The following is a 20835-nucleotide window of genomic DNA, read 5'->3' as shown; positions in this document are numbered from 1 at the left end:
CGGATAACCCGCGTTTACTGCCGCAGGATCCGCGCCTGACCTGTAGCGACCTGTCCGGGTTATTATTCCTCAAACAGTTCCGACTGGTCCTCGTCCACTTCGTCCTCGCGCCCCTCGCCCAGCGGGATCGTCCCCGGTGGAGGCCGGTTTTCCAACAATCCCGCAGCCCTCAATTCCTTGAGACCCGGCAGATCGCGGGCGTTCTCCAGCCCAAAATGATCCAGAAATTCGGACGTCACCACAAATGTCACCGGACGACCCGGTGTCATGCGGCGACGGCCCAACCTGATCCACTCCATCTCTAGCAATTGATCAATCGTCCCGCGAGAGACTGATACGCCGCGAATTTCCTCAATCTCGGCGCGGGTGCAGGGCTGGTGATAGGCCACGATCGCCAATGTCTCAATCGCGGCGCGGCTGAGTTTGCGAGTCTCAACCGTTTCCTTCTGCATCAGAAAGCCCAGATCAGGGGCCGTACGGATCGCCCATGCCTCACCAACGCGTACCACGCGCACGCCGCGCCCCTCGTAACGCCTTTGAAGCAGTTCAACGGCTTGCGCGGCGTCGCTTCCATGCGGCATCCGCGCCTCAAGGTCGGCAATCGTCACCGGATCGGCGCTGGCAAACAAAACGGCCTCGACCATACGCTCCTGTTCCGCCAAGGGTGGCGCCTCGAACAGGGTGCCGGTTTCTTCTGGGGCGTCAGTCACGTGTCTGGGTCCTCTTGCGCAATTGGATCGGCGCGAATGTCTCGCTCTGCTTGATCTCCATATGTCCTTCTTTCACCAGTTCCAGCGAGGCCGCAAAAGTCGCAGCCGTCGCCGATCTGCGGCGCACCGGGTCAATATCCCAACCATCGGGCAGATAGGTTTCCATATCGGTCCACGTCCCCGCAAAACCGATCAGCGGGCGCATCCGCTCCAGTGCCTGCTCCATCGTGAACACCGCATCGCGGTCCATCACAAAGGGGCGGAATTCGTCACGGGTGCGGATACGGGCATAACCCTGCATCAGGTCCAGCAGCGTGGCAGAATAAGTCACGGTGCGAATGCGGGTGACGTCCTCGCCCTGCCCGCGTTTGAAAAAATCACGCCCCAGTTGGTCGCGGGCCATCAACCGTGCAGCGACGTCACGCATCGCCTGCAGGCGTTCAAGTTGAAACGCCAGATGCGCGGCCAGCTCTTCACCCGATGGCCCGTCGTCATCGGGGTCTGGCGGTAGCAGTAGACGGGACTTGAGAAAGGCCAGCCACGCCGCCATGACCAGATAATCGGCGGCCAGTTCAATGCGCAGCGCACGTGCCTTTTCAACAAAGGCCAGATATTGCTGCGCCAGCGCAAGAACCGAGATCTTGCGCAGATCCACTTTTTGCGTGCGTGAAAGGGTCAACAAAACATCCAACGGGCCTTCGAACCCGTCGACATCAACAATCAGCGCTTCGGCCGCAAGACGATCCGCGACCGAGACAGGGTCTTCGCTAAAAAGATTATCGTTCATATACCTGCCCGCCCATTAGGGCAGATAGTTCCGCTTCGGCGGCTTGGATGTCAAGTTCCCGCGGGCGTTTGCGCGTCGCCAGCGCCCGTTCTGCGCGGGCTTGTGCCACATCCGACATTTCTCCGGCAGTTTCCATTACAGCGGCACGTTCAGAAAAACTGCCATTGCAATGCAGGACTACATCGCAGCCCGCCTGCAAAGATTGGCGAGTGAGGTCCGTCAACGCCCCACTGAGCGCCTTCATCGAGATATCGTCGGTCATGATCAGGCCGCCAAAGCCGATATTGTCTCGGATCAGGCCCATCATGGCCGCAGAAATGGTGGCTGGCCGGGGATCGATCTGATCAAAGACCAGATGCGCCGTCATCCCCATCGGCAGGTCGTTCAAGGCGCGGAACGGCGCGAAATCGCTGTATTCCAACTCTACCAGCGGCAAATCAACGTGCGGAAGGTCATGGTGACTGTCCAGAGTGGCCCGGCCATGGCCGGGAATGTGCTTGAGAACCGGAAGAACGCCCCCGTCCAACAGGCCCTGTGCCACGGCCCTGCCGACCCTGGAAATCTGTTCGGGGTCAAAGGCATAACAGCGGTTTTTCAGAAACGCATGGGTCTCGGGCCGCGCCACATCGACCATGGGGGCACAGTTGCTGTCGATGCCCAGACCAAACAGCTCATCCGCAATCAGGCGGTACCTGAGGTACATGGCGCGTTCCGCTTGATCACCCGCCCTGATCACATGATCCAGCGGCGGCAGCCATTCGCGAGCCAAGGGTGCGCGCAAACGCTGTACGCGCCCACCTTCCTGATCAATGGTAATGGGACAGTTGCGCCCAACGGCCTCGCGGAAATCATCACACAAGGCCCGCACCTGATCGGCGCTTTCAATATTGCGGGAGAACAGGATGAACCCAAACGGGTTCATCTGGTGAAACAGGTCTCTTTCCTCCTGCGTCAGGCGCAGTCCTTCAGCATCTGTGATCGCTGCTCCGAACTTCACCTCACGGCCACCGGGATACAATCAGCGCCTTGCGCGACCAGAGCAGCGCAGAACTGGCGCGAGTCGCTCAGGTCTTCGAACCCCAGAACACGCAGGCGGTAAAAGGTCCGTCCACCACTTGAGGTTTTCTGGATAACTCGTTGTTTTCCCGACAAATAATCACCAAACTGACCATTCAATCGGTCCCACTCGGCCTGTGCCACTTGCGTGCTGTCATAAGCTCCAAGCTGCGCCAGCCGGGTTCCCTTTGCCAGTGTATCCGGATCAACATCCACCCCGACCGCAGCTTTCACCGCTGCATTGATGGCGTCTTCGGAATTCTCGCTGGGCGCGACCTGACTGCGGGTGGACCGTGCCGGACGCGTCACAGGGCGCAACGATCGGCGCACACCCGGCAACTCTGCGAAGCTCGGGTCCGGCAAGGCCGCAGCAAAATCTGCCGGGTCAATGGCGGGTTCTTCATCAGGGGTGGTCAGCGATGCCAGTTGCACACCGTCTTCGAACTCTTGCTGCGTTTCTGCTGCCGCACCCGCCAATTCCGCAACCAGCGCATCTACTGCGTTCTGGCGCAGGCGCGCGGCCTCCTGCGTGGTGATAGGTTCTTCGACAACATGCAGCGCAGGGGTCGGCTTCAGTTCTCCGGCGGGCAGATCTTCGTCTGTCAAGGACACCGGGCGCGGTGCAAGGATCAACCGGTCGGCCGGCGCCGCAGCGCTGCCTTCGGCGGCGACGGCATTCACGGCAAAGCCCTGATGATCGGCGGGTGTTCCACCCGGATTTTCCGGCTGTACACGCATCGGCCCTTCGGCGGCGCGAACAACCGGCACGCCACTGACATCGCGCATGATCAGTTGATAGCCCCAGACCCCGACACCAGCGACCAGCGCCAAGGAAGCAACAGCCCCCAGGAAATTGACTGCCCTGCCCAGACCAAACGAGCCTCGCGGCGCGTCATCTTCCTGCATATCTTCGGGAAAATCATACACATCATCAGAATGCGCTTGATTCGGGTAATGAATCTGCCCGGGGCTTTGATGCCCCGAGTAATCGTAACTCGCCATGTCCGCCTCACTGCCCGTTTCGCGCCTGAAAATAAGGCCCGCGGGTCATTTCTTGCCTACCTCATACCGGCGGTTCGGGCGATATTTTTTACCGCATCTCCTGCGCCGGAGTAACGCCAAGAATACCCAAGCCCGCTGAAATCACAACAGAAACGGCCCGGGCCAAAGCGATTTTTGACTGGCTTGTGGCAACATCGCCATCCTGGATGAAACGCAATTGCGTCTCGTCATTGCCCTTGTTCCACAACGCGTGAAAGTCGCCTGCAAGTTCATAAAGGTAAAAGGCGACCCTGTGCGGTTCATTGGTCCGGGCGGCAATCTCGACCAGCCGTGGCCATTCTGCCAGCTTCTTGGCAACAACCAGTTCCGAGGCATGATCGATCTTGCTCAGGTCAGCGTCCGCAAGGATCGCATCATCAGCCGTAATTCCAGCCTCGGCCGCACGGCGCAGCACGCTCATGACACGGGCATGTGCATACTGAACGTAGAACACGGGGTTCTCGCGGCTTTGTTCCAGCACCTTGTCAAAATCGAAATCCAACGGCGCGTCGTTCTTGCGGGTCAGCATAACAAACCGCGTCACATCCGGGCCCACCTGATCGACCACATCGCGCAGCGTGACAAAGTTCCCTGCCCGCTTGGACATCTTGAACGGCTCACCATTCTTCCACAGCTTCACCAGCTGTGTCAGCTTGATATCAAGCGGCACCTTACCGTCGGACAGTGCCGAAACAGCCGCCTTCATCCGTTTGACATAGCCGCCATGGTCGGCGCCAAACACGTCGATCAGTGCGTCAAAACCACGGGTCACCTTGTCATAGTGATAAGCAATATCCGGGGCAAAATAAGTCCAGCTGCCATCCGATTTCTTGACAGGGCGGTCGACGTCGTCGCCATGTTCGGTCGATTTGAACAGCGTCTGTTCGCGTGGCTCCCAATCCTCGGGCTTTTTGCCCTTCGGCGGCTCGAGCACGCCTTCATAGATCAGGCCCTTGTCAGTCAGCGATTGCAATGCGGCCTCAATCCGACCAGTGCCATAGAGAGATTTTTCCGAGAAGAACACATCCATCTCGACGCCCAGCGCTTTCAGGTCAGCGCGGATCAGATCCATCATCGCGTCGGTCGAGAACTCACGCACCTCTTCCAGCCAGTCACTTTCCGGCTTGTCGATCAGGCTGTCGCCGTATTTCTCTTTCAACGCCTCACCGATCGGGATCAGGTAGTCGCCAGGATAAAGACCTTCGGCAATCTCGGGGCTCAGACCATTGGCCTCGCGATAGCGTTCGTAAGCCGAGCGCGCCAGCACATCCACCTGCGCACCGCCGTCGTTGATGTAATACTCACGGGTCACGTCATGGCCCGAATAGGCCAGCAGGCTTGCCAGAGCGTCACCGAATACCGCACCCCGTGTATGACCCACGTGCAGCGGACCGGTTGGGTTGGCCGAAACATATTCAACGTTGACCTTTTGCCCATGGCCCATAGTCGAGCGGCCATAATCGGTGCCCTTCTCCAGCACAGCCGCCAGCACGCCTTGCCAGACCGACGGTGCCAGCCGCAAATTGAGAAAGCCCGGACCTGCCACATCGGCGCTGGTGATGCGGTCATCTGCCACCAGCTTCCCTGCCAATGCCTCGGCAATGTCACGCGGTTTCATCCTGGCCGGTTTTGCCAGCACCATCGCCGCATTGGTCGCCATGTCGCCATGCGCCGCATCACGCGGCGGTTCGACCGCCACGTTGTCAAAACTCAGCCCCTCGGGCAACGCGCCTTCGGACTGCATCTGTGCCAGCGCGTCCAGTACAAGGCCGCGGATCTCGGAAAACAGGTTCATTTCGGATGTCCTTTTGCTTGCCCGGCGGTTTACCATGCATCACGGCAAGGTCAATGGACGCCTATTGTTTGGACATGGTTTGCGCCCAATGTCTGCCAATGGCGCCCAGATATCCTCTGTCTGAGATTTCAAGTACCCTGCGCACTGTCCGTCGTACGGCTTCTGATCATCGCTTCCCGCCTGCGCAAGGTACCAATCAACCCGCAATAAAGGTCGCAAACATGGACCATTACCCGTTTCATTGCGGCGCAATCAGCCCGTCAGCCGGGCGTGATCCTGCAAAGCGAAGCGGTCGGTCATTCCTGCAATATAGTCCGATACGATCCGGGCCAGAGCAGTCTCGTCCGCCGCAGCTTCAATATCCTCGTGCCAGCGTGCCGGCATCTGTTTCGGATCGTTCAGGTAGATCGGGAACAGGTCTTCGACAACCGTTGCAACCTCGGCCCGCACCTTCATGACGCTGGGTGCGCGATACATCCGGGTGAACAGGAACGCCCTGATTTGTTTCAGATCCGCCCAAGTCCCGGTCGAGAATTGGATGACAGGATGCCCAAGATGGCGAATCTCTTCGACCGACTGCGCGCCCGAGGCCGCGATCAAGTCGCGCGACGTTGTGATGACGTCCGCCACCATGACCCCAAAAACCCGCCGCAGTGCTTCATGACGCCGCCGATACGGATCAAGACCGGGGTATTTCGCATCCACATCCGCATAACACGCCCCCACGATCGGAAGGTGGCGCAGATCATCATCTTCAAACAACCCCGCACGCAACCCATCCAGAAGGTCGTGATTGTTGTAAGCAATGTCATCAGACAAGGCCGCCACCTGCGCCTCGGCACTTGCATGGGTATGAAGTTCAAGGTCAAAGCCCTGGTTGCATTCCGCCAGGGCCCAGGGCAATTCGCCAACAACCGGGCCGTTATGCTTGGCGATACCCTCCAGGCACTCCCAGGTCAGATTGCATCCGTCAAACCCGGCATAATGCCGCTCCAACTTGGTTACGATCCGAATGGCCTGAGCGTTGTGATCAAACCCCCCGTAAGGCGCCATCAGCGCGTGGAGGGCGTCCTCACCCGTATGACCAAAGGGGGTATGACCCAGGTCGTGCGCCAGGGCTACAGCTTCGGTGAGTTCAGGATTCAGGCCCAACGCCCCTGAAATGGTTCGCGCGACCTGAGCGACTTCGATGGAATGGGTCAGCCGTGTTCGATAGCTGTCACCTTCGTGCTCGACAAAGACTTGCGTCTTGTGCTTGAGCCGTCGAAACGCACTGGCATGAATGATCCGGTCGCGATCGCGCTGAAAGCTTGACCGGAAGCTGCTTTCTTCCTCTGGAACCAGCCGCCCCCTTGCGCGGTCTGGGTCCGAAGCAAAACCTGCTCTGTCCAAAGGCCTTGTCCTTGTCGCCTGTCTTTTGGTTTCATATATTGTAGGACGCTTGGGAAATAAACCTTTGGAGACCGGCATGAATCTGCCCCCATCAGTCACCGAACGCGCCTACGACCGCCTTGCCGAAATCGGTGCCGCGGAACAGGGGCAAGCCCTGCGTGTCGCAGTGGAGGGCGGTGGATGTTCCGGTTTTCAATATGAAATCGCTCTGGACACGCCAAAGGCCGATGATCTCATCCTTGAAGGCAAGGGGCAGAAAGTCATCGTCGACCCTGTCTCTCTGCCCTTTCTTGAAAACGCTGTGATCGATTTCACTCAGGAGCTTATCGGTGCACGGTTTGTGATCGACAATCCCAACGCCACCTCGTCCTGTGGCTGCGGCACGTCGTTTTCAATGTAACCGGTGGGGGCTTTGCCCCCACACCCCCAGGATATTTTCAGCCAGATGAAGCAGGGATCCACTCTCTGACCATAACGACCAAAGAGCTTCACCTGGCGCGGTCATCGGCGTCCCCGCCTGTACCGCCCTTTCAAGTATCGAGAAAATGGTTAAGGATCCGTTTCTTCATCTGGCTAAAAATATCCCGGAGCGCGAGGCAGAGCCTCGCTAGTCCGATCTCCGACTTGCCGCTGGGCCCGTTCTGAGCGATAGGTTGCCACAAGGCTTCGGAGGATCGCGCATGAAAATCGCCACATACAACATCAATGGCATCAAGGCGCGAACCGAGGCGCTGCCCCGCTGGCTGGACGATGCCCAACCCGACGTTGTTCTTCTTCAGGAAATCAAATCCGTCGACGAAAACTTCCCCCGCGAGATGTTTGAAGATCGCGGGTACAACGTGGAAACACACGGGCAAAAAAGCTTCAATGGTGTCGCGATCCTGTCGAAGCTTCCGCTGGAGGATGTATCACGCGGCCTTCCCGGAGATGACAATGATGAACAGGCACGCTGGATCGAGGCGACCGTCGTGGGCAAAAAGGCCCTGCGACTCTGTGGGCTGTATCTGCCCAACGGGAATCCGGCACCCGGACCGAAATACGATTACAAGCTGGCCTGGATGGAACGGCTTTTCGACCGCGCGCAGGCCCTGATGAAGTCAGAGGAGCCGGCCCTGATGGCCGGAGACTATAACATCATCCCACAGGCCGAGGATGCCAAACGCCCCGATGCCTGGCGGGAAGACGCGTTGTTCCGCCCGGAAAGCCGGGCCGCCTTTCGAAAGATCCTGAACCTTGGCTTTACCGAGGCCTTCCGTGCGACAACGCAGGGTCCCGACCACTATTCTTTCTGGGATTACCAGGCTGGCGCTTGGAACCGGAATGACGGAATTCGGATTGATCATTTCCTGCTAACGCCACAAGCGGCCGACCTCATGCGGAATTGCCAGATTGATGCCGCTGTTCGGGGGCACGAAAAGCCATCCGATCACGTTCCTGTCTGGATTGACCTGGATCTTTGAGGCCCTAGGCAGCCGTGACGTCGTGACTGTAGATCCACTCATAGCGTTGTGACAACCGGGCACCAACGACCCGCAGCACACATTGCGCAGCCATACGGGCTGGACCGCGCAGATGAAAGTTCCGCGCATTTGACCCGGCCGCCGCGACAACGCGCTGCGCCCTTGGCTTGCGGGTTGTTTCATAGGCCGCCAGTGCGTTGGTGATACCCGATCGTTCGTCAAACGCGCGCGCCAGCACCCAGGCGTCCTCGAGCGCCAGACATGCCCCTTGCGCCATGAATGGCAACGTCGGATGGGCCGCGTCCCCCAGCAGTGCCAACCGACCATTCTGCCAGTTTTGCGCGACGGGCCGCAGAAACAATGCCCACAGATGCACTTCCGTGACTTTCGACAGAATGTCGCGCACGGGGCCGCCGAAATCCGCGAAGCGCTTGCGCAGCTCTTCAGGGTCGCCCGTCTGACGCCATCCTTCTTCCCGCCAGTCCGAGCGCTCTTCGACCGCAACAATGTTCATCATGCTTTCGTCACGCAACGGATAGGTCACCACATGCCGCCCCGGCCCCATCGTCAGGGATGCGGAAACCGGATCATGACCGGGCTGCCAGGGGATGGTGGCGCGCCAGGCCACCTGATGCGTGAACTCCGGCACCTCTGCCCCGTTCAAAGCCGGGCGGAGCATACTGCGGCCGCCATCGGCCGCAATGGCGCATTCAGCGCGAATTCGCTCGCCTGACGCCAAGACCACCTCTGCCTCGTTGGGATGCTTTTGCACATGCAAAACTCTGGCGCCCAACCGGATATCCACGCCTGCCGCACAAGCCGCGTCATGAAGAAGGTTCAGAAGGTCGGCACGGTGATAGTAATAGGTCGGACCAGCTGAGGGGCCCGGCAGTTGACTGACCACGCGCCCTTTTCGGTAATCGCGCAAGACCGTTCCATGGGACTTCTGCCCGACGGAAAGACCCGTGACACCAAGGGCATGAAGAACGCGCATCCCGTTCTCACTGATCTGCAAACCAGCACCGACTTCGGTCAGGGCCGGGGCTTGCTCCAGAAGCGTGACATGCGCCCCACGGTGTTGCAGCGCCAGTGCCGAGGCCAGCCCGCCGATTCCGCCGCCGATTACACAGAATTTCAATCCGTCTATCTTCATGACACCCGCATAACGCAAAAACGCCGGAGCCACAGGCCCCGGCGCTTGGATTTCTTACACATACCCGGCGATTAATCGTCGCGGTGGACCTTCTCGCGACGCTCGTGGCGCTCTTGCGCTTCAAGTGTCATGGTTGCAATCGGTCGCGCGTCCAAACGTTTCAGCGAGATCGGATCGCCCGTCATTTCGCAATACCCGTATTCGCCATCATCAATCCGGCGCAGGGCTGAGTCGATCTTGGCGACCAGCTTTCGCTGACGATCACGGGTCCGAAGTTCCAGCGCACGGTCTGTTTCTTCGCTGGCGCGGTCCGCGACGTCCGGAATGTTACGGGTGTTGTCTTGCAGCCCTTCGATGGTGTCGCGGCTACCAGCCAGTAACTCTGTCTTCCAATCCAGCAGCTTGCGGCGAAAATACTCAAGCTGACGATCATTCATGAAAGGCTCATCTTCGGCCGGACGGTAATCTTCCGGCAGAAAAACTTCCTGCTTCATATTTGCTCCCTCGGTATGGCCAGTAACGTCGTTCGAGGCTGTTTCAGCTGACATTTGGCTCTCCCTTCTGCGCAGCGTTTAGCCGACGGGCGGTGGAATGTCACTACACAAACGTTGCGCAACAGTGCACCCCCGCGGATTTGTCTAACTATGAGACAAACATCAACAAAACCTTGTATTTCTATGAAATTTGACAGGCTTTTTTGGGGCGAGAGGTACAACGTCCGGGAAAGGTCTACATCGGAATCAAGCAAAAGGGCTTGGAGTTGCAGCACAATTCCCGCCGGGCGACGCAGGGACGCGGGTTGTAAAAAACCTTGCCGCTCTGTAACCCGGAAACCACAAGCTGCCCGTCCAACGCAATATACGCACGAGAGGCCCATGACCGCACGTTTCCAAGGTACAGCCGAATATGTCGCCACCGACGATCTGACCATTGCCGTGAACGCCGCTGTCACGCTTGAGCGCCCCCTGTTAGTGAAGGGCGAACCCGGTACCGGCAAGACCGAGTTGGCCAGACAGGTAGCCGGTGCGCTGGGGCTGAAAATGATCGAGTGGAATGTGAAATCCACCACCCGCGCGCAGCAGGGTCTTTACGAATATGATGCCGTCAGCCGCCTGCGTGACAGCCAACTGGGCGAAGAGCGTGTCCATGATGTGTCGAACTATATCCGCAAGGGCAAGTTGTGGCAGGCCTTCGACGCCAACGAAAAGGTTGTTCTGCTGATCGACGAAATCGACAAAGCGGATATCGAGTTCCCCAATGACCTGTTGCAGGAACTCGATAAGATGGAGTTCCATGTCTATGAAACGGGCGAGACGGTCAGGGCCAAGCACCGCCCTATCGTCATCATAACCTCGAACAACGAAAAAGAGCTGCCCGACGCCTTCCTGCGCCGCTGTTTCTTCCACTATATCCGCTTTCCGGATGAGGCGACGATGCGCCGGATCGTTGATGTGCATCACCCCGGCATCAAGGACGCACTTCTGACTGCCGCACTGACGCAATTCTATGAAATCCGCGAGACGCAAGGGCTCAAGAAAAAGCCCTCGACCTCAGAGGTGCTGGACTGGCTGAAGCTGTTGCTGGCCGAAGACCTGACGGCGGAAGACCTCAGGCGTGACGGGGCCAGCGCGCTGCCGAAGCTGCATGGCGCTTTGCTGAAAAATGAACAGGATGTGCATTTGTTCGAACGTCTTGCATTCATGGCACGTGGCAAACGCTAGCCTGCGTGTGAACAATCTGTGATCACGGCTTGCCATTGGGTATCCCGGGTGTCAGCATCGAAATACCTGACGCAACCGCGTTGCAAAGAAGCAGTATTGGGGTCATCACTTGGCGAACGCTCTGACAATCCGGACCCTGCGGGCCGAGGACAAAGATCAGTGGGCCGAAATGTGGCGGGATTATCTGGCGTTTTATGAAACCACCCTGCCTGAAAACGTGTATGAAACAACCTTTTCCAGATTGGTCGGCGACGACCCGCAGGATTTTTCCTGTTTTGTCGCGGAACAGGATGGTGTTTTGGTCGGACTGACGCATTACCTGTTTCATCGCCACGCCTGGAAAGTGGAAAAGGTCTGTTATCTGCAAGACCTGTTCGCCCGACCTGAAACCCGAGGAACGGGCGTCGGTCGCGCCTTGATTCAGGCGGTTTATGAAGAGGCGGATCGCCAGGGCGCCCCATCCGTTTACTGGCTGACGCAAGAATTCAACACCACGGCACGCCACCTTTATGATCGCATCGGCACCCTGACACCGTTCATCAAGTACGCCCGCCCATGATGCGTTTGGGCGCCCTTTTTCTGGCGCTGGTTGTCGCTGGCTGCACATCTGTCGAGACAATCGAACTCGGGAACGATGTCCCATATGTCGAAGTGGCGTTGCCGCCGGCCAAGTCTTTTGCGGCACCGCGTCCCTCTCCACCGGCACGGTCCAATACGAACATCGCGTCGGATTTCCTGTCCCTGCATTTCGAACTCGAAAGCGGGGCCGCCCTGCCCGTTTTCACCCGGTTCGAAACGCCGATCACCGTTCGCCTGACCGGATCGCCGACACAAAGTATGCAGCAGGATTTGACCCGGCTGCTGAACCGCCTGAAGCGCGAGGCGGGTATCAACATCCGACAAATCAACGACGGGCAGACCAATATCACGATCGAAGCGGTCAGCCAGAAGGACATTCTGCAAATTCTGCCAAACGCGGCCTGTTTCGTGGTGCCAAACGCGTCCAGCCTGGCTGAGTATCAGCGCGACCGCCGCAAACCCAAAAGCAGTTGGGTTGAGCTGCGCCAGCGCGAAAGATTGGGGATTTTTATCCCCTACGACGTCAGCCCGCAGGAAATGCGCGATTGTCTGCACGAAGAACTGGCACAGGCCCTCGGTCCTCTGAACGACCTCTATCATCTGCCGGATTCGGTGTTCAACGACGACAATATTCATACGGTCTTGACCGGGTTCGACATGCTGATCCTGCGCGCGGCTTATGCGCCCGAACTGCACACCGGCATGACCCGCGATCAGGTCGCTGCCGTTATCCCCGGAATTCTCAGCCGTCTGAATCCACGCGGCGACCGACTAGCTGCGCAACCCCCCACAAATACCCCCCGAGAGTGGATCAACGCGATCCAGAAATCACTGGGACCGGGGCCGGGTTCCCCCCGACAGATGCGCGCCGCGCAAAAGGCAGCCCGCATCGGGCAGCAACAGGGATGGACGGATCACCGCCGCGCCTATCCCCACTACCTGATGGGCCGGATGGAGCAGTTTCGTGATCCGGCAGAAGCCCAGCGGCAGTTCAAGATCGCGCAACAATTTCTTCGCGCGACGCCCGGAACCGAGGTTCATCAGGCTTATGTCTCAACCCAGACCGCAGCCTTTGCGCTTGCGCAGGATCGCGGGCCCGAGGTCCTGCCCGAACTGGATCAGGCCATCGACGTGATGACCCGCGCGGAAAACGCTTCGCTGCTGGCAACCTTGCTGCTGTTGAAATCCGAGGCCTTGAAACAGGCCGGTCAATTGCAGCAGGCACGTGCCGTCAGGCTGGACAGCCTTGGATGGGCGCGATACGGGTTCGGTTCGGATTTGGTGGCTCAATCTCTGGCTCAAAACAGTGGCCGACGCCCCGCTGACAGCACGAAAGACGGATGAAACGCATATGTTGCTAGTACTGGGAATGGCGATACTGGGTGCAATCCTGGGCGCTTTGACCGCAAAAAAACGCAATGGAAACGGCGCCGACATGGCGCAGTATGCCGCCGGATATGGGATCGCTTTTGCGCTTGTGGGGCTGGTGATCTCGCTGGTTCTGCTTCGCATGGTGGCGTGACGCGATGTTCCTGCCCTTTTTCGAAAACCTCCGCAAAGCGGGCATCCCGGTATCGCTCCGGGAGTATCTGACTTTTCTGGAAGGCATGAAAAAGGGTCTGGTCACCTATGATATTGAAGCGTTCTACTACCTTGCCCGCGTGTCGATGGTGAAGGACGAGCGCAATATCGACAAGTTCGACCGCGCCTTTGCCGCCAGCTTTGAGGGCTTGGGCGAGATCAGTTTCGATCAGGTGTTGGAAGCTGTCGATATCCCCGCCGATTGGCTCGCCAAGATGGCCGAGAAACACCTGTCGGACGAGGAGAAAGCCGAAATCGAAGCGCTAGGCGGTTTCGACAAGCTGATGGAAACACTGCGCGAACGACTCAAGGAACAACAAGGCCGCCACCAGGGCGGCAACAAGTGGATCGGCACCGCCGGAACCTCTCCGTTCGGGGCCTATGGGTACAACCCTGAAGGCGTCCGTATTGGTCAGAAAGAAAGCCGCCACCAGCGTGCGGTCAAGGTCTGGGACAAGCGGGAATTCAGGAACCTGGACGACACGGTTGAACTGGGCACCCGCAACATCAAGGTCGCCCTGAAACGCCTGCGCCGCTGGGCGCGGGAGGGAGCAGCCGAAGAGCTGGATCTGGACGGCACCATCCGCGCCACGGCCGAGCATGGCTATCTGGATGTCAAAACCCGGCCGGAGCGTCACAACGCGGTGAAGGTGCTGTTGTTTCTGGACGTCGGCGGCTCGATGGACCCGCACATCAAGGTGGTTGAAGAGCTGTTTTCCGCTGCAAGAACCGAGTTCAAGCATCTGGAATATTACTACTTTCACAATTGCCTGTATGAAGGGGTCTGGCGCGACAATCGCCGCCGCTGGAACCAACAGACCCCGACCCACGAAGTGCTGCGCACCTATGGATCCGACTACAAGTGCATCTTTGTCGGCGACGCCTCGATGAGCCCCTATGAAATCGCCTATCCCGGCGGTGCCAATGAACATTGGAACCAGGAAGCCGGGCAAGTCTGGCTGCAACGCGCGCGCGAACAGTGGGCGTCAAACCTGTGGATCAACCCGGTGCCCGAGAAATACTGGGAATATACCCATTCCATCAGCATGATCCGCGACATCTTTGAAGATCGCATGGTGCCCATGACACTGGCTGGTCTGGAAAAGGGAATGCGCGAGCTGACGCGGTGAAACACACCATCAGGTATTCCTGCTGATTAATACCTTGACCTCAAGCAGGGTTGAGCTTTCACAGTAACCCGGTTGCCGTTTGAAAACCTGAGGAGCTGACTGTGCATCTGCTGACAATCCTGGATCACCCAAAGCCGAACTCCTTTACGGCCGCCGCTGTCGCGAAACTCTGCGAAGGCGCAAAGGCGGCTGGCCATACCACCGAGGTTGCGGATTTGCATGCAGAAGGGTTCGATCCACGCTGGTCAATGGCGGATATAGAAGGCGAAGCAGGCACGGGCGCACCGCAAGACATACTTGCGGAACAAACACGGATTGCGCGCGCCGATGCAATCTGCCTGGCCTTTCCATTGTTCTGGTGGGGAATGCCTTCGATGATGAAAGGCTGGGTCGACCGCGTGTGGATGTGGGACTGGGCCTACGATCAGTTGGACGACCCGGAAAAGTCCCTCCAGAGGTCGCGAACAGGATTACTGTTGGTGCCAGCCGGTGCGCGTTCTGACGAAATGGAAGCCAAAGGATACACCGACGCGCTTGAGACACTCTGGACCAAAGGCACGTTCGGGTATTTCGGGTTTTCACCCCGGAAACTCGAGCTGTTGCATGGCGCGACCGGATCAGCCCCGCGGCGACAGGCGCTTTTGGAACGTTGCTATGAAATTGGACGTACGCTTCCGCAACCTGAAAGCGATCCATGAACACGGTCGCGCTCTGCAGCCTCACTTTGAAATGCGGCTGGATTGTGAGAAGCTTCTATTTTCCATTTGCTCTTGGGGTGTTGAAAACCCATATCTAGCCCATGCTGCGTCTGACCCCTATCCTGCTGGCCATTGCCTATGGAATTGTGATGTACCGGATTTCCGTCTGGCGCACCCATCGGGAACTGGACGCAAAGTCGACCGAACTTGTTGACCCGGCCCTCAAGCGCATGACCGACCGGCTGGCTGCCGCGCTCGAGATCGAGCGGGTTCCGGTTTATATCTATGAGATCGACCCGGTGAACGGGCTGGCCGCACCGGACGGGCGGATATTCATCACGCGGGGATTTTACCGCAAGTTCCGCAACGGCGAGGTTTCGGCTGAGGAAATGGCCAGTGTAATCGCGCATGAGTTGGGCCATGTAGCACTAGGTCACGCGCGGCGGCGGATGATCGATTTTTCGGGGCAGAATGCGATGCGCACGGCGCTGATCATGGTCCTGAACCGGTTCATCCCTTTTGTCGGAGCGATGATTGCCAACGCGTTGACCGCACTGATCGCCTCGCGCCTGTCGCGGGGGGATGAGTATGAAGCGGATGAATATGCGGCCGCCTTGCTGACAAAAGCCGGTATCGGAATCGGTCCGCAGAAATCACTGTTTCACAAGCTGGAAGAGTTGACACAGCAACGCGCCGGGGTGGTCCCGGCATGGCTGATGAGCCATCCCAAGACAGATGAACGTGTTGCGGCGCTGGAAAAGCTTGAACAGCGTTGGGCACAGCGGTGATGCCTGTGCTGCGAGAGGCCAGCCTCTCGCGCTCTCCGGGATATTTATGGCCAGATGAAGCTGGACCCCACTCAGGTGGCGAGTGCCTTGCCCAATCGCGGAAGCCGTGCTTTTTTCATGAGCGCGCGGAGCGTCCATTGTTCGGCTGAGAGGCGATTGGCTTCGGCAAGGACCTGAGTGGCAAGTGTACTCATGCCCTCTGGATTGGATTGCCAGAAGCCGTACAGCAGGCTGTCGGGGTCTTGCCGGTCAAGCCCTTCATCAATCAGGGTATTTCTGGGGAAATCCTTGGCATTAACCGTGACAATCAGATCAGCGGAAGCGGCTATTGCTGTGGCCAGCACGTGGACATCCGCGGCGTCCGGCAGCCACAGGCGGTTTTGAAGACCCTCGTTCGCTGGACGTTCGGCATCCGGCCAGGCCGCTTGCACCAGCGCGATCTCGGCGCGCGCCTGCGCTTCACCCGTCGGGCCCAGCTTGCGGGCGGCGCGGGCCCATTCTTCGAGGATGCGGGCGGACCAGATCGGGGTGAAATGCCCCAATCGCGCGGCGCCCAACAGCATCTCGCGCATGACCGTTGGATAGAGGACACAAGTGTCGAGAACAGCCTTCATAGGCGGTAGAACACCGCTTTGAGGTAGCCGCTTTCCGCCAGTTGCGGCAGTTGAGGATGATCCGGCCCGGCAAATCCGGTGTGGATCAGTTGCGCCTGTCGGCCCGCGCGGCCAATCCCGCGGGAGGAGGCATCGCGGAACCGCCCCAGATCGGCGGCATGAGAACACGAGCACAGCCCCAGATAGCCGCCGGATTTGACCAGAGGTGCGGCAAGCCGCGCGATACGCTCATAAGCGCGCAATCCCGCATCCAGTGCTTGTTTTGACGGGGCAAAGGCAGGTGGGTCACAGATGACCACGTCAAACGCCGCACCCTCGTCCCCCAATTGGGTCAACACATCGAACGCGTCGCCCTGCCGTATCTGGAACCTGTCGGCAAGGCCCGAAGCCTCGGCGCCTTTGGTGGCCAGTTCCAGCGCGGCAGCAGACCCATCGACGGACAGGGCTTGTCTGGCACCTGCGGCCAGCATCGCCAGGCCAAAGCCGCCGACATGGCTGAACACGTCCAGCACCTGCGCTCCGGGATGTACCAGCCGTGCGGCAAAGGCATGGTTGGGGCGTTGATCGTAAAACAGGCCGGTTTTCTGACCTCCGGTCAGGTCGGCCATATACGTGGCACCATTCATTGGCACAGGCAGGGGTGCGTCGGGTACGGTGCCGTGCAAAGTCTGGTTCTCATCGTCGAGCCCTTCCAGCCCGCGCGTGCGGCCCGAGGCGTTTTTTAGCACCGTCGTCACGCCCGCGACCTTGATCAGCGCTTCGGTGAGCGTATCCAGATGCATCTCGGCCCAGGCCGCGTTGGGCTGAATGACACAGCTATCGCCAAACCTGTCGATGATCACACCGGGAAAGCCATCGGCCTCGGCATGGGCCAGACGGTAGAAAGGCGCATCAAACAAGCGTTCACGCAGTGCAAGGGCGCGGCTAAGGCGGGTTTCGAACCAAGTATTGTCCAATTGTGCGGTGGTATCACGATCCAGCACCCTGCACATGATTTTTGAGTCAGGGTTGACCGCCACCAGCGCAAGCGCCGCGCGGTTGTCATCCTCGAGAATCGCCAGAGCGCCTGCGGGGATCTTGCGCGTGCGGCGGTCGGTGACAATGTCATTTGCATAGACCCAGGGGAAGCCATGGCGCAGCCCGCGCGCGTTGGCTTTGGGTTTCAGGCGGATACGGGGGCGGTCGGCAGATTGGTTCATGGCGCCCTCTTAGTCGCGAATGTGCCGATGGAAAAGCCCTAGCGGTTCCGAGAGCGCCAGCCACCACGTCGTTTCGGGGTTTGGGCCGCCTGAAGGCCCTCGGACAGAACCTGAGTCATGGGATGGTCCGGGCTGTGCAGCGCGTATGCCGCATGCAACTCGGTCAGCGCCGTGTTCTGGTCACGCTCTTCGGGCAGGCTGAGCGCCCAGTCCAGAAATATGCTGCGGCATTCCGGCAAGGTGATGCCTTCGATGCGATAGGCTTCCTGGATCAGACCTTTGTGGTCATTGGGATCAGTGCTGCGTGCCATTTTCGCCCTCTTGGATCACGCTGCCGATCAGGTCGGCCGCGGTTGTGTAACTCTTCTGTAATGCCCGTTGCAGTGCATCGACCTGTTCAAACCCGGTGGCACGGCACAGGAAATCCACACCTCCTTCACCGATCTGCTCCGCCTCGATGACCTTGCCCGAGAGAAGCCGGGCCGCACATTGCACCGACCAGCATAGGCTGTAGCAGTCTTTCAGGGATTGCGCCTGCGCGACATCCAGCAACCCGGCAGCGACGGCTCCATCGAGGCCCGAGGACACATCGCGTGCCGTAGTCCCTGCCAGCAAGGCACCGGTTTCGGCCATCAGTTCGATATCCATCAGGCGGCCGGGCCCGTTTTTGGCATCCCAGGTCCCGGCGGGTGCCTTGGCTGCGGCCAGACGCGTTCGCATCTCGGCGACTTCGCGCAAGACATTGTCCCGCTCGCGTGGGCGCGACAGAAACCCGGCGCGGAACGCTTCGATATCATTTGCCAAACCGGCATCACCCGCAACGACATGAGCACGGGTCAGGGCCAGATGTTCCCACACCCAGGCCTCATTCTGCTGATAATTGGTAAAGCTGGCCCAACTGGTGGCGACTGGTCCCTGATTGCCGGACGGGCGCAGTCGCATGTCGACCTCATACAGCCGCCCCTGTGACATCGGGGCCGAAAGTGCCGTGATCAGCGCCTGCGTGAACCGCGCATAATAGGTGCGCGTGGCCAAAGGACGCGGACCATCGGACATGTCCTGATCCTGCGGATCATAGATCACAATCATGTCCAGATCGGATTGCGAATTGATCCGTCCTGCGCCCAGCGACCCCATGCCCAACACCGCCGCTCCGCGCCCCGGGGCGGGCCCGTGTTTGCGGGCGAAATTCTCGGCAACATATGGCAGGATGGCGGCAATCACCGATTGTGCAAGTTCTGTATATTGCCGGCCTGCCTGTGCCCCGTCGATCAGACCCCGCAAGTGGTGGACACCGACCCGGAAATGCCATTCCTTGCACCAGCGCCGTGCAAGGTCGAGCCGGGTTTCATAGTCAGGCTCTTCCGCCAGCGCACGGTCCAGTTCGATTTGCAATGCCTTCTGCCCCGGCCAATCGGCAAAGAAACTGCCGCCGATCACCGCGTCGAAAACCGAGGCATTGCGCGACAGATGCGAGGCCAGAGCATGAGATGTGCCAACGATATCGACCAGCAGGTCGATCAGTTGCGGATTGGCCTCGAACAAGGAAAACAGCTGAACCCCGGCGGGAAGGCCAGACAGAAACCCATCCAGTGCCATCAACGCCTCATCCGGTTTGGCGGTCTTGGCAAGACGCGACAGCAACTCGGGCCGCAACCTTTCGAATATCCGCGACCCGCGCTGGGACCTTAAGGCCGGATAGGTCGTCCACCGGGCCAGAACACTCTGGTCAAATTCTACATCCTGCGCCGCCACAGGTGCAGGACCGGGCCCGGGCGCAAAAAATCCTTCGGTCAGTTCGTGCACTTCGGTCAGGCGGTTCTTCACGTCCTGTTTCAGTTCATCACTTTCGATCCCCATCAGACAGGCGATACGTTCAATGCCTTCAGGTGATTTCGGCACCTTATGCGTCTGTGCATCATGAACCATCTGAATGCGGTGTTCGACTTCGCGATGTGCCCGGTAATGATCGGTCAGTTTGTCCGCGACATCCTGCGGCACCCAGCCTTTTGACGCCAACGCCGCCAACCCCGGAACCGTTCCGCGCACCCGTAAATCCGGATCGCGACCACCTGCGATCAGCTGACGGGTCTGAGTGAAGAACTCGATCTCGCGAATACCGCCCTGCCCCAGCTTCATGTCGTGGCCGGGAATCGACAAGGCACCGCCCGTACCTTTGTTTTCGCGAATCCGCAGACGCATATCATGCGCGTCCTGAATGGCGGCAAAATCCAGATGGCGACGCCAGACAAAGGGGCGCAATGTGTCCAGAAACCGCTGCCCCGCAGCCAAGTCTCCGGCACACGGACGGGCCTTGATATACGCCGCGCGCTCCCACGTGCGGCCGAGGCTTTCGTAGTACCGTTCAGCGGCCTCCATCGCCATGCAGACCGGTGTTACGGCAGGATCTGGCCTCAGCCTCAGATCGGTACGGAAAACATAGCCATCGGCAGTCTTGTCGCTGAGCGTCGCGCAGAAGTTCCGCGTTGCCCGCACCATGCCCTGCCGGGCCTCGTAGAAGTCATCGGGGTCAAACCGCGTCTCATCAAACAGCACAATCAAATCGATATCCGAGCTGTAGTTCAGCTCATGCGCGCCCATCTTGCCCATGGCCAGAATGACCATCCCGGCGGCAGTTTCGATATCGTCCTCGGTCATACCCGGCAGTTTGTTGCGCCGGATCAACGTCGCAATCTCGGCCTTGGCCGCAGTATCCGCGGCCAGTGCCCCGAAATCGGTCAGTGCCGCGGTGACTTTTTCAAGCGGCCAGGCACCTGCAATGTCGGCAAGCGCGGTCAACAGCGCCACCCGCCGCTTGGCCTGCCGCAAGCCGGATTTCAGCTGATCCGTCGGCAGCTTACGCGCATCCGCCATGACTTCAGACAGTGCCTGATCCGGGCGCAATAAGGCATCAGGCAGCCATTCCCTTTCACGCTCGATCAAGCCTTTCAGATATGGGCTGGACCCGGCGGTTCCCGCCACCAGCTCTCCCATCTCCTGCGACAGATCAGGTATCAGAGCGCGGGTTTCATCGCCCAGAGACGGATCAAACGCACGCGGAAGGCGGGTAATGGCAAGAGCGTCAGTCATGCGCGCACCCTGCGCATTGCGGCGCGTAATCGTCAATGGGG

The 20835-nt window shown here is 59.2% G+C and carries 21 protein-coding genes; 9 read left to right on the top strand and 12 right to left on the bottom strand.

What is annotated here, in order from left to right:
• Positions 1–62: 62 nt before the first annotated feature.
• The 6 genes from scpB to ACR0DY_RS00230 form a co-directional block, all read right to left on the bottom strand.
• Positions 63–710: an SMC-Scp complex subunit ScpB gene (gene scpB / locus ACR0DY_RS00255; protein WP_480480528.1), complete on the bottom strand. Its 648-nt coding sequence runs from the start codon at positions 708–710 to the stop codon at positions 63–65.
• Positions 703–1497 (bottom strand): segregation and condensation protein A, encoded by a 795-nt coding sequence (locus ACR0DY_RS00250; protein ID WP_480480526.1) that lies wholly within the window; start codon positions 1495–1497, stop codon positions 703–705. The genes scpB and ACR0DY_RS00250 overlap by 8 nt, the downstream gene beginning before the upstream one ends.
• Positions 1487–2494, bottom strand: a complete 1008-nt coding sequence (gene nagZ, locus ACR0DY_RS00245) for a beta-N-acetylhexosaminidase (RefSeq protein WP_480480524.1) — start codon at positions 2492–2494, stop codon at positions 1487–1489. The genes ACR0DY_RS00250 and nagZ overlap by 11 nt, the downstream gene beginning before the upstream one ends.
• On the bottom strand, positions 2491–3555 hold the full coding sequence (locus ACR0DY_RS00240) for an SPOR domain-containing protein (RefSeq protein WP_480480522.1): 1065 nt from the start codon (positions 3553–3555) through the stop codon (positions 2491–2493). Before ACR0DY_RS00240 ends, nagZ begins: the two co-directional genes overlap by 4 nt.
• An 88-nt stretch (positions 3556–3643) precedes the next feature.
• Positions 3644–5389 carry an arginine--tRNA ligase gene (gene argS / locus ACR0DY_RS00235; protein WP_480545463.1) on the bottom strand — a complete coding sequence of 582 codons (1746 nt, stop codon included), beginning with the start codon at positions 5387–5389 and terminating at the stop codon, positions 3644–3646.
• Positions 5390–5641: 252 nt separating this feature from the next.
• Positions 5642–6781: a deoxyguanosinetriphosphate triphosphohydrolase gene (locus ACR0DY_RS00230; RefSeq protein WP_480545461.1), complete on the bottom strand. Its 1140-nt coding sequence runs from the start codon at positions 6779–6781 to the stop codon at positions 5642–5644.
• 76 nt (positions 6782–6857) lie between these two features.
• Between ACR0DY_RS00230 and ACR0DY_RS00225 the strand changes: the two genes are divergently transcribed.
• A complete protein-coding gene (locus ACR0DY_RS00225; protein WP_480504835.1) occupies positions 6858–7181 on the top strand; it encodes a HesB/IscA family protein in 324 nt (107 codons plus the stop codon).
• 280 nt (positions 7182–7461) lie between these two features.
• Positions 7462–8241, top strand: coding sequence for an exodeoxyribonuclease III (gene xth / locus ACR0DY_RS00220; RefSeq protein WP_480504834.1), 780 nt, complete (start codon positions 7462–7464; stop codon positions 8239–8241).
• Between the two features lie 4 nt (positions 8242–8245).
• Here the strand turns inward: xth and ACR0DY_RS00215 are convergent, their stop codons facing one another.
• Both ACR0DY_RS00215 and dksA read right to left on the bottom strand, forming a co-directional pair.
• Positions 8246–9394, bottom strand: a complete 1149-nt coding sequence (locus tag ACR0DY_RS00215; protein WP_480545459.1) for an FAD-dependent monooxygenase — start codon at positions 9392–9394, stop codon at positions 8246–8248.
• Positions 9395–9465: 71 nt separating this feature from the next.
• Complete coding sequence (gene dksA, locus ACR0DY_RS00210) at positions 9466–9888, bottom strand: RNA polymerase-binding protein DksA (RefSeq protein ID WP_209504868.1); 423 nt, start codon at positions 9886–9888, stop codon at positions 9466–9468.
• Positions 9889–10269: 381 nt separating this feature from the next.
• Here dksA and ACR0DY_RS00205 point away from each other — a divergent pair, with 381 nt between their 5' ends.
• The 7 genes from ACR0DY_RS00205 to ACR0DY_RS00175 all read left to right on the top strand — a co-directional run bounded on the left by ACR0DY_RS00205 (position 10270) and on the right by ACR0DY_RS00175 (position 15891).
• Positions 10270–11115 (top strand): AAA family ATPase, encoded by an 846-nt coding sequence (locus ACR0DY_RS00205; protein ID WP_480480510.1) that lies wholly within the window; start codon positions 10270–10272, stop codon positions 11113–11115.
• Between the two features lie 109 nt (positions 11116–11224).
• Positions 11225–11674: an N-acetyltransferase family protein gene (locus tag ACR0DY_RS00200; RefSeq protein ID WP_480480508.1), complete on the top strand. Its 450-nt coding sequence runs from the start codon at positions 11225–11227 to the stop codon at positions 11672–11674.
• Positions 11671–13038 carry a DUF2927 domain-containing protein gene (locus tag ACR0DY_RS00195; protein ID WP_480545457.1) on the top strand — a complete coding sequence of 456 codons (1368 nt, stop codon included), beginning with the start codon at positions 11671–11673 and terminating at the stop codon, positions 13036–13038. Before ACR0DY_RS00200 ends, ACR0DY_RS00195 begins: the two co-directional genes overlap by 4 nt.
• A 7-nt stretch (positions 13039–13045) precedes the next feature.
• Positions 13046–13216 carry a hypothetical protein gene (locus tag ACR0DY_RS00190; protein WP_209503658.1) on the top strand — a complete coding sequence of 57 codons (171 nt, stop codon included), beginning with the start codon at positions 13046–13048 and terminating at the stop codon, positions 13214–13216.
• Positions 13217–13220: 4 nt separating this feature from the next.
• Positions 13221–14405, top strand: a complete 1185-nt coding sequence (locus ACR0DY_RS00185; protein ID WP_480480504.1) for a vWA domain-containing protein — start codon at positions 13221–13223, stop codon at positions 14403–14405.
• 101 nt (positions 14406–14506) lie between these two features.
• Entirely contained in the window at positions 14507–15103 is a 597-nt protein-coding gene (locus ACR0DY_RS00180; RefSeq protein ID WP_480480502.1) for an NAD(P)H-dependent oxidoreductase, read from the top strand.
• 101 nt (positions 15104–15204) lie between these two features.
• Positions 15205–15891 carry a M48 family metallopeptidase gene (locus ACR0DY_RS00175; protein WP_209503655.1) on the top strand — a complete coding sequence of 229 codons (687 nt, stop codon included), beginning with the start codon at positions 15205–15207 and terminating at the stop codon, positions 15889–15891.
• Between the two features lie 71 nt (positions 15892–15962).
• On the opposite strand, the gene ACR0DY_RS00170 is transcribed toward ACR0DY_RS00175, so the two are convergent.
• The 4 genes from ACR0DY_RS00170 to ACR0DY_RS00155 are packed head-to-tail and all read right to left on the bottom strand — an operon-like array spanning position 15963 to position 20794.
• A complete protein-coding gene (locus ACR0DY_RS00170; protein WP_480897657.1) occupies positions 15963–16505 on the bottom strand; it encodes an RSP_2648 family PIN domain-containing protein in 543 nt (180 codons plus the stop codon).
• Complete coding sequence (locus tag ACR0DY_RS00165) at positions 16502–17704, bottom strand: RSP_2647 family RNA methyltransferase (RefSeq protein ID WP_480897656.1); 1203 nt, start codon at positions 17702–17704, stop codon at positions 16502–16504. The genes ACR0DY_RS00170 and ACR0DY_RS00165 overlap by 4 nt, the downstream gene beginning before the upstream one ends.
• 38 nt (positions 17705–17742) lie before the next feature.
• Positions 17743–18015: a hypothetical protein gene (locus ACR0DY_RS00160; RefSeq protein ID WP_480504821.1), complete on the bottom strand. Its 273-nt coding sequence runs from the start codon at positions 18013–18015 to the stop codon at positions 17743–17745.
• On the bottom strand, positions 17999–20794 hold the full coding sequence (locus tag ACR0DY_RS00155; protein ID WP_480545451.1) for a [protein-PII] uridylyltransferase family protein: 2796 nt from the start codon (positions 20792–20794) through the stop codon (positions 17999–18001). Before ACR0DY_RS00155 ends, ACR0DY_RS00160 begins: the two co-directional genes overlap by 17 nt.
• Positions 20795–20835 lie beyond the last annotated feature (41 nt).

This window comes from Ruegeria sp. O6, assembly GCF_056535045.1.
Note: the sequence above shows the minus strand (reverse complement) of the source record. Positions and strands in the feature narration are given on the sequence as shown.

What these genes read in the sequence shown, in the direction of transcription:
- ACR0DY_RS00250 (WP_480480526.1), bottom strand. Translation starts at nt 1,497, where the DNA reads ATGAACGATAATCTTTTTAGCGAAGACCCTGTCTCGGTCGCGGATCGT.
- ACR0DY_RS00240 (WP_480480522.1), bottom strand. Translation starts at nt 3,555, where the DNA reads ATGGCGAGTTACGATTACTCGGGGCATCAAAGCCCCGGGCAGATTCAT.
- argS (WP_480545463.1), bottom strand. Translation starts at nt 5,389, where the DNA reads ATGAACCTGTTTTCCGAGATCCGCGGCCTTGTACTGGACGCGCTGGCA.
- ACR0DY_RS00225 (WP_480504835.1), top strand. Translation starts at nt 6,858, where the DNA reads ATGAATCTGCCCCCATCAGTCACCGAACGCGCCTACGACCGCCTTGCC.
- xth (WP_480504834.1), top strand. Translation starts at nt 7,462, where the DNA reads ATGAAAATCGCCACATACAACATCAATGGCATCAAGGCGCGAACCGAG.
- ACR0DY_RS00215 (WP_480545459.1), bottom strand. Translation starts at nt 9,394, where the DNA reads ATGAAGATAGACGGATTGAAATTCTGTGTAATCGGCGGCGGAATCGGC.
- dksA (WP_209504868.1), bottom strand. Translation starts at nt 9,888, where the DNA reads ATGAAGCAGGAAGTTTTTCTGCCGGAAGATTACCGTCCGGCCGAAGAT.
- ACR0DY_RS00205 (WP_480480510.1), top strand. Translation starts at nt 10,270, where the DNA reads ATGACCGCACGTTTCCAAGGTACAGCCGAATATGTCGCCACCGACGAT.
- ACR0DY_RS00195 (WP_480545457.1), top strand. Translation starts at nt 11,671, where the DNA reads ATGATGCGTTTGGGCGCCCTTTTTCTGGCGCTGGTTGTCGCTGGCTGC.
- ACR0DY_RS00190 (WP_209503658.1), top strand. Translation starts at nt 13,046, where the DNA reads ATGTTGCTAGTACTGGGAATGGCGATACTGGGTGCAATCCTGGGCGCT.
- ACR0DY_RS00185 (WP_480480504.1), top strand. Translation starts at nt 13,221, where the DNA reads ATGTTCCTGCCCTTTTTCGAAAACCTCCGCAAAGCGGGCATCCCGGTA.
- ACR0DY_RS00175 (WP_209503655.1), top strand. Translation starts at nt 15,205, where the DNA reads ATGCTGCGTCTGACCCCTATCCTGCTGGCCATTGCCTATGGAATTGTG.
- ACR0DY_RS00170 (WP_480897657.1), bottom strand. Translation starts at nt 16,505, where the DNA reads ATGAAGGCTGTTCTCGACACTTGTGTCCTCTATCCAACGGTCATGCGC.
- ACR0DY_RS00165 (WP_480897656.1), bottom strand. Translation starts at nt 17,704, where the DNA reads ATGAACCAATCTGCCGACCGCCCCCGTATCCGCCTGAAACCCAAAGCC.
- ACR0DY_RS00160 (WP_480504821.1), bottom strand. Translation starts at nt 18,015, where the DNA reads ATGGCACGCAGCACTGATCCCAATGACCACAAAGGTCTGATCCAGGAA.
- ACR0DY_RS00155 (WP_480545451.1), bottom strand. Translation starts at nt 20,794, where the DNA reads ATGACTGACGCTCTTGCCATTACCCGCCTTCCGCGTGCGTTTGATCCG.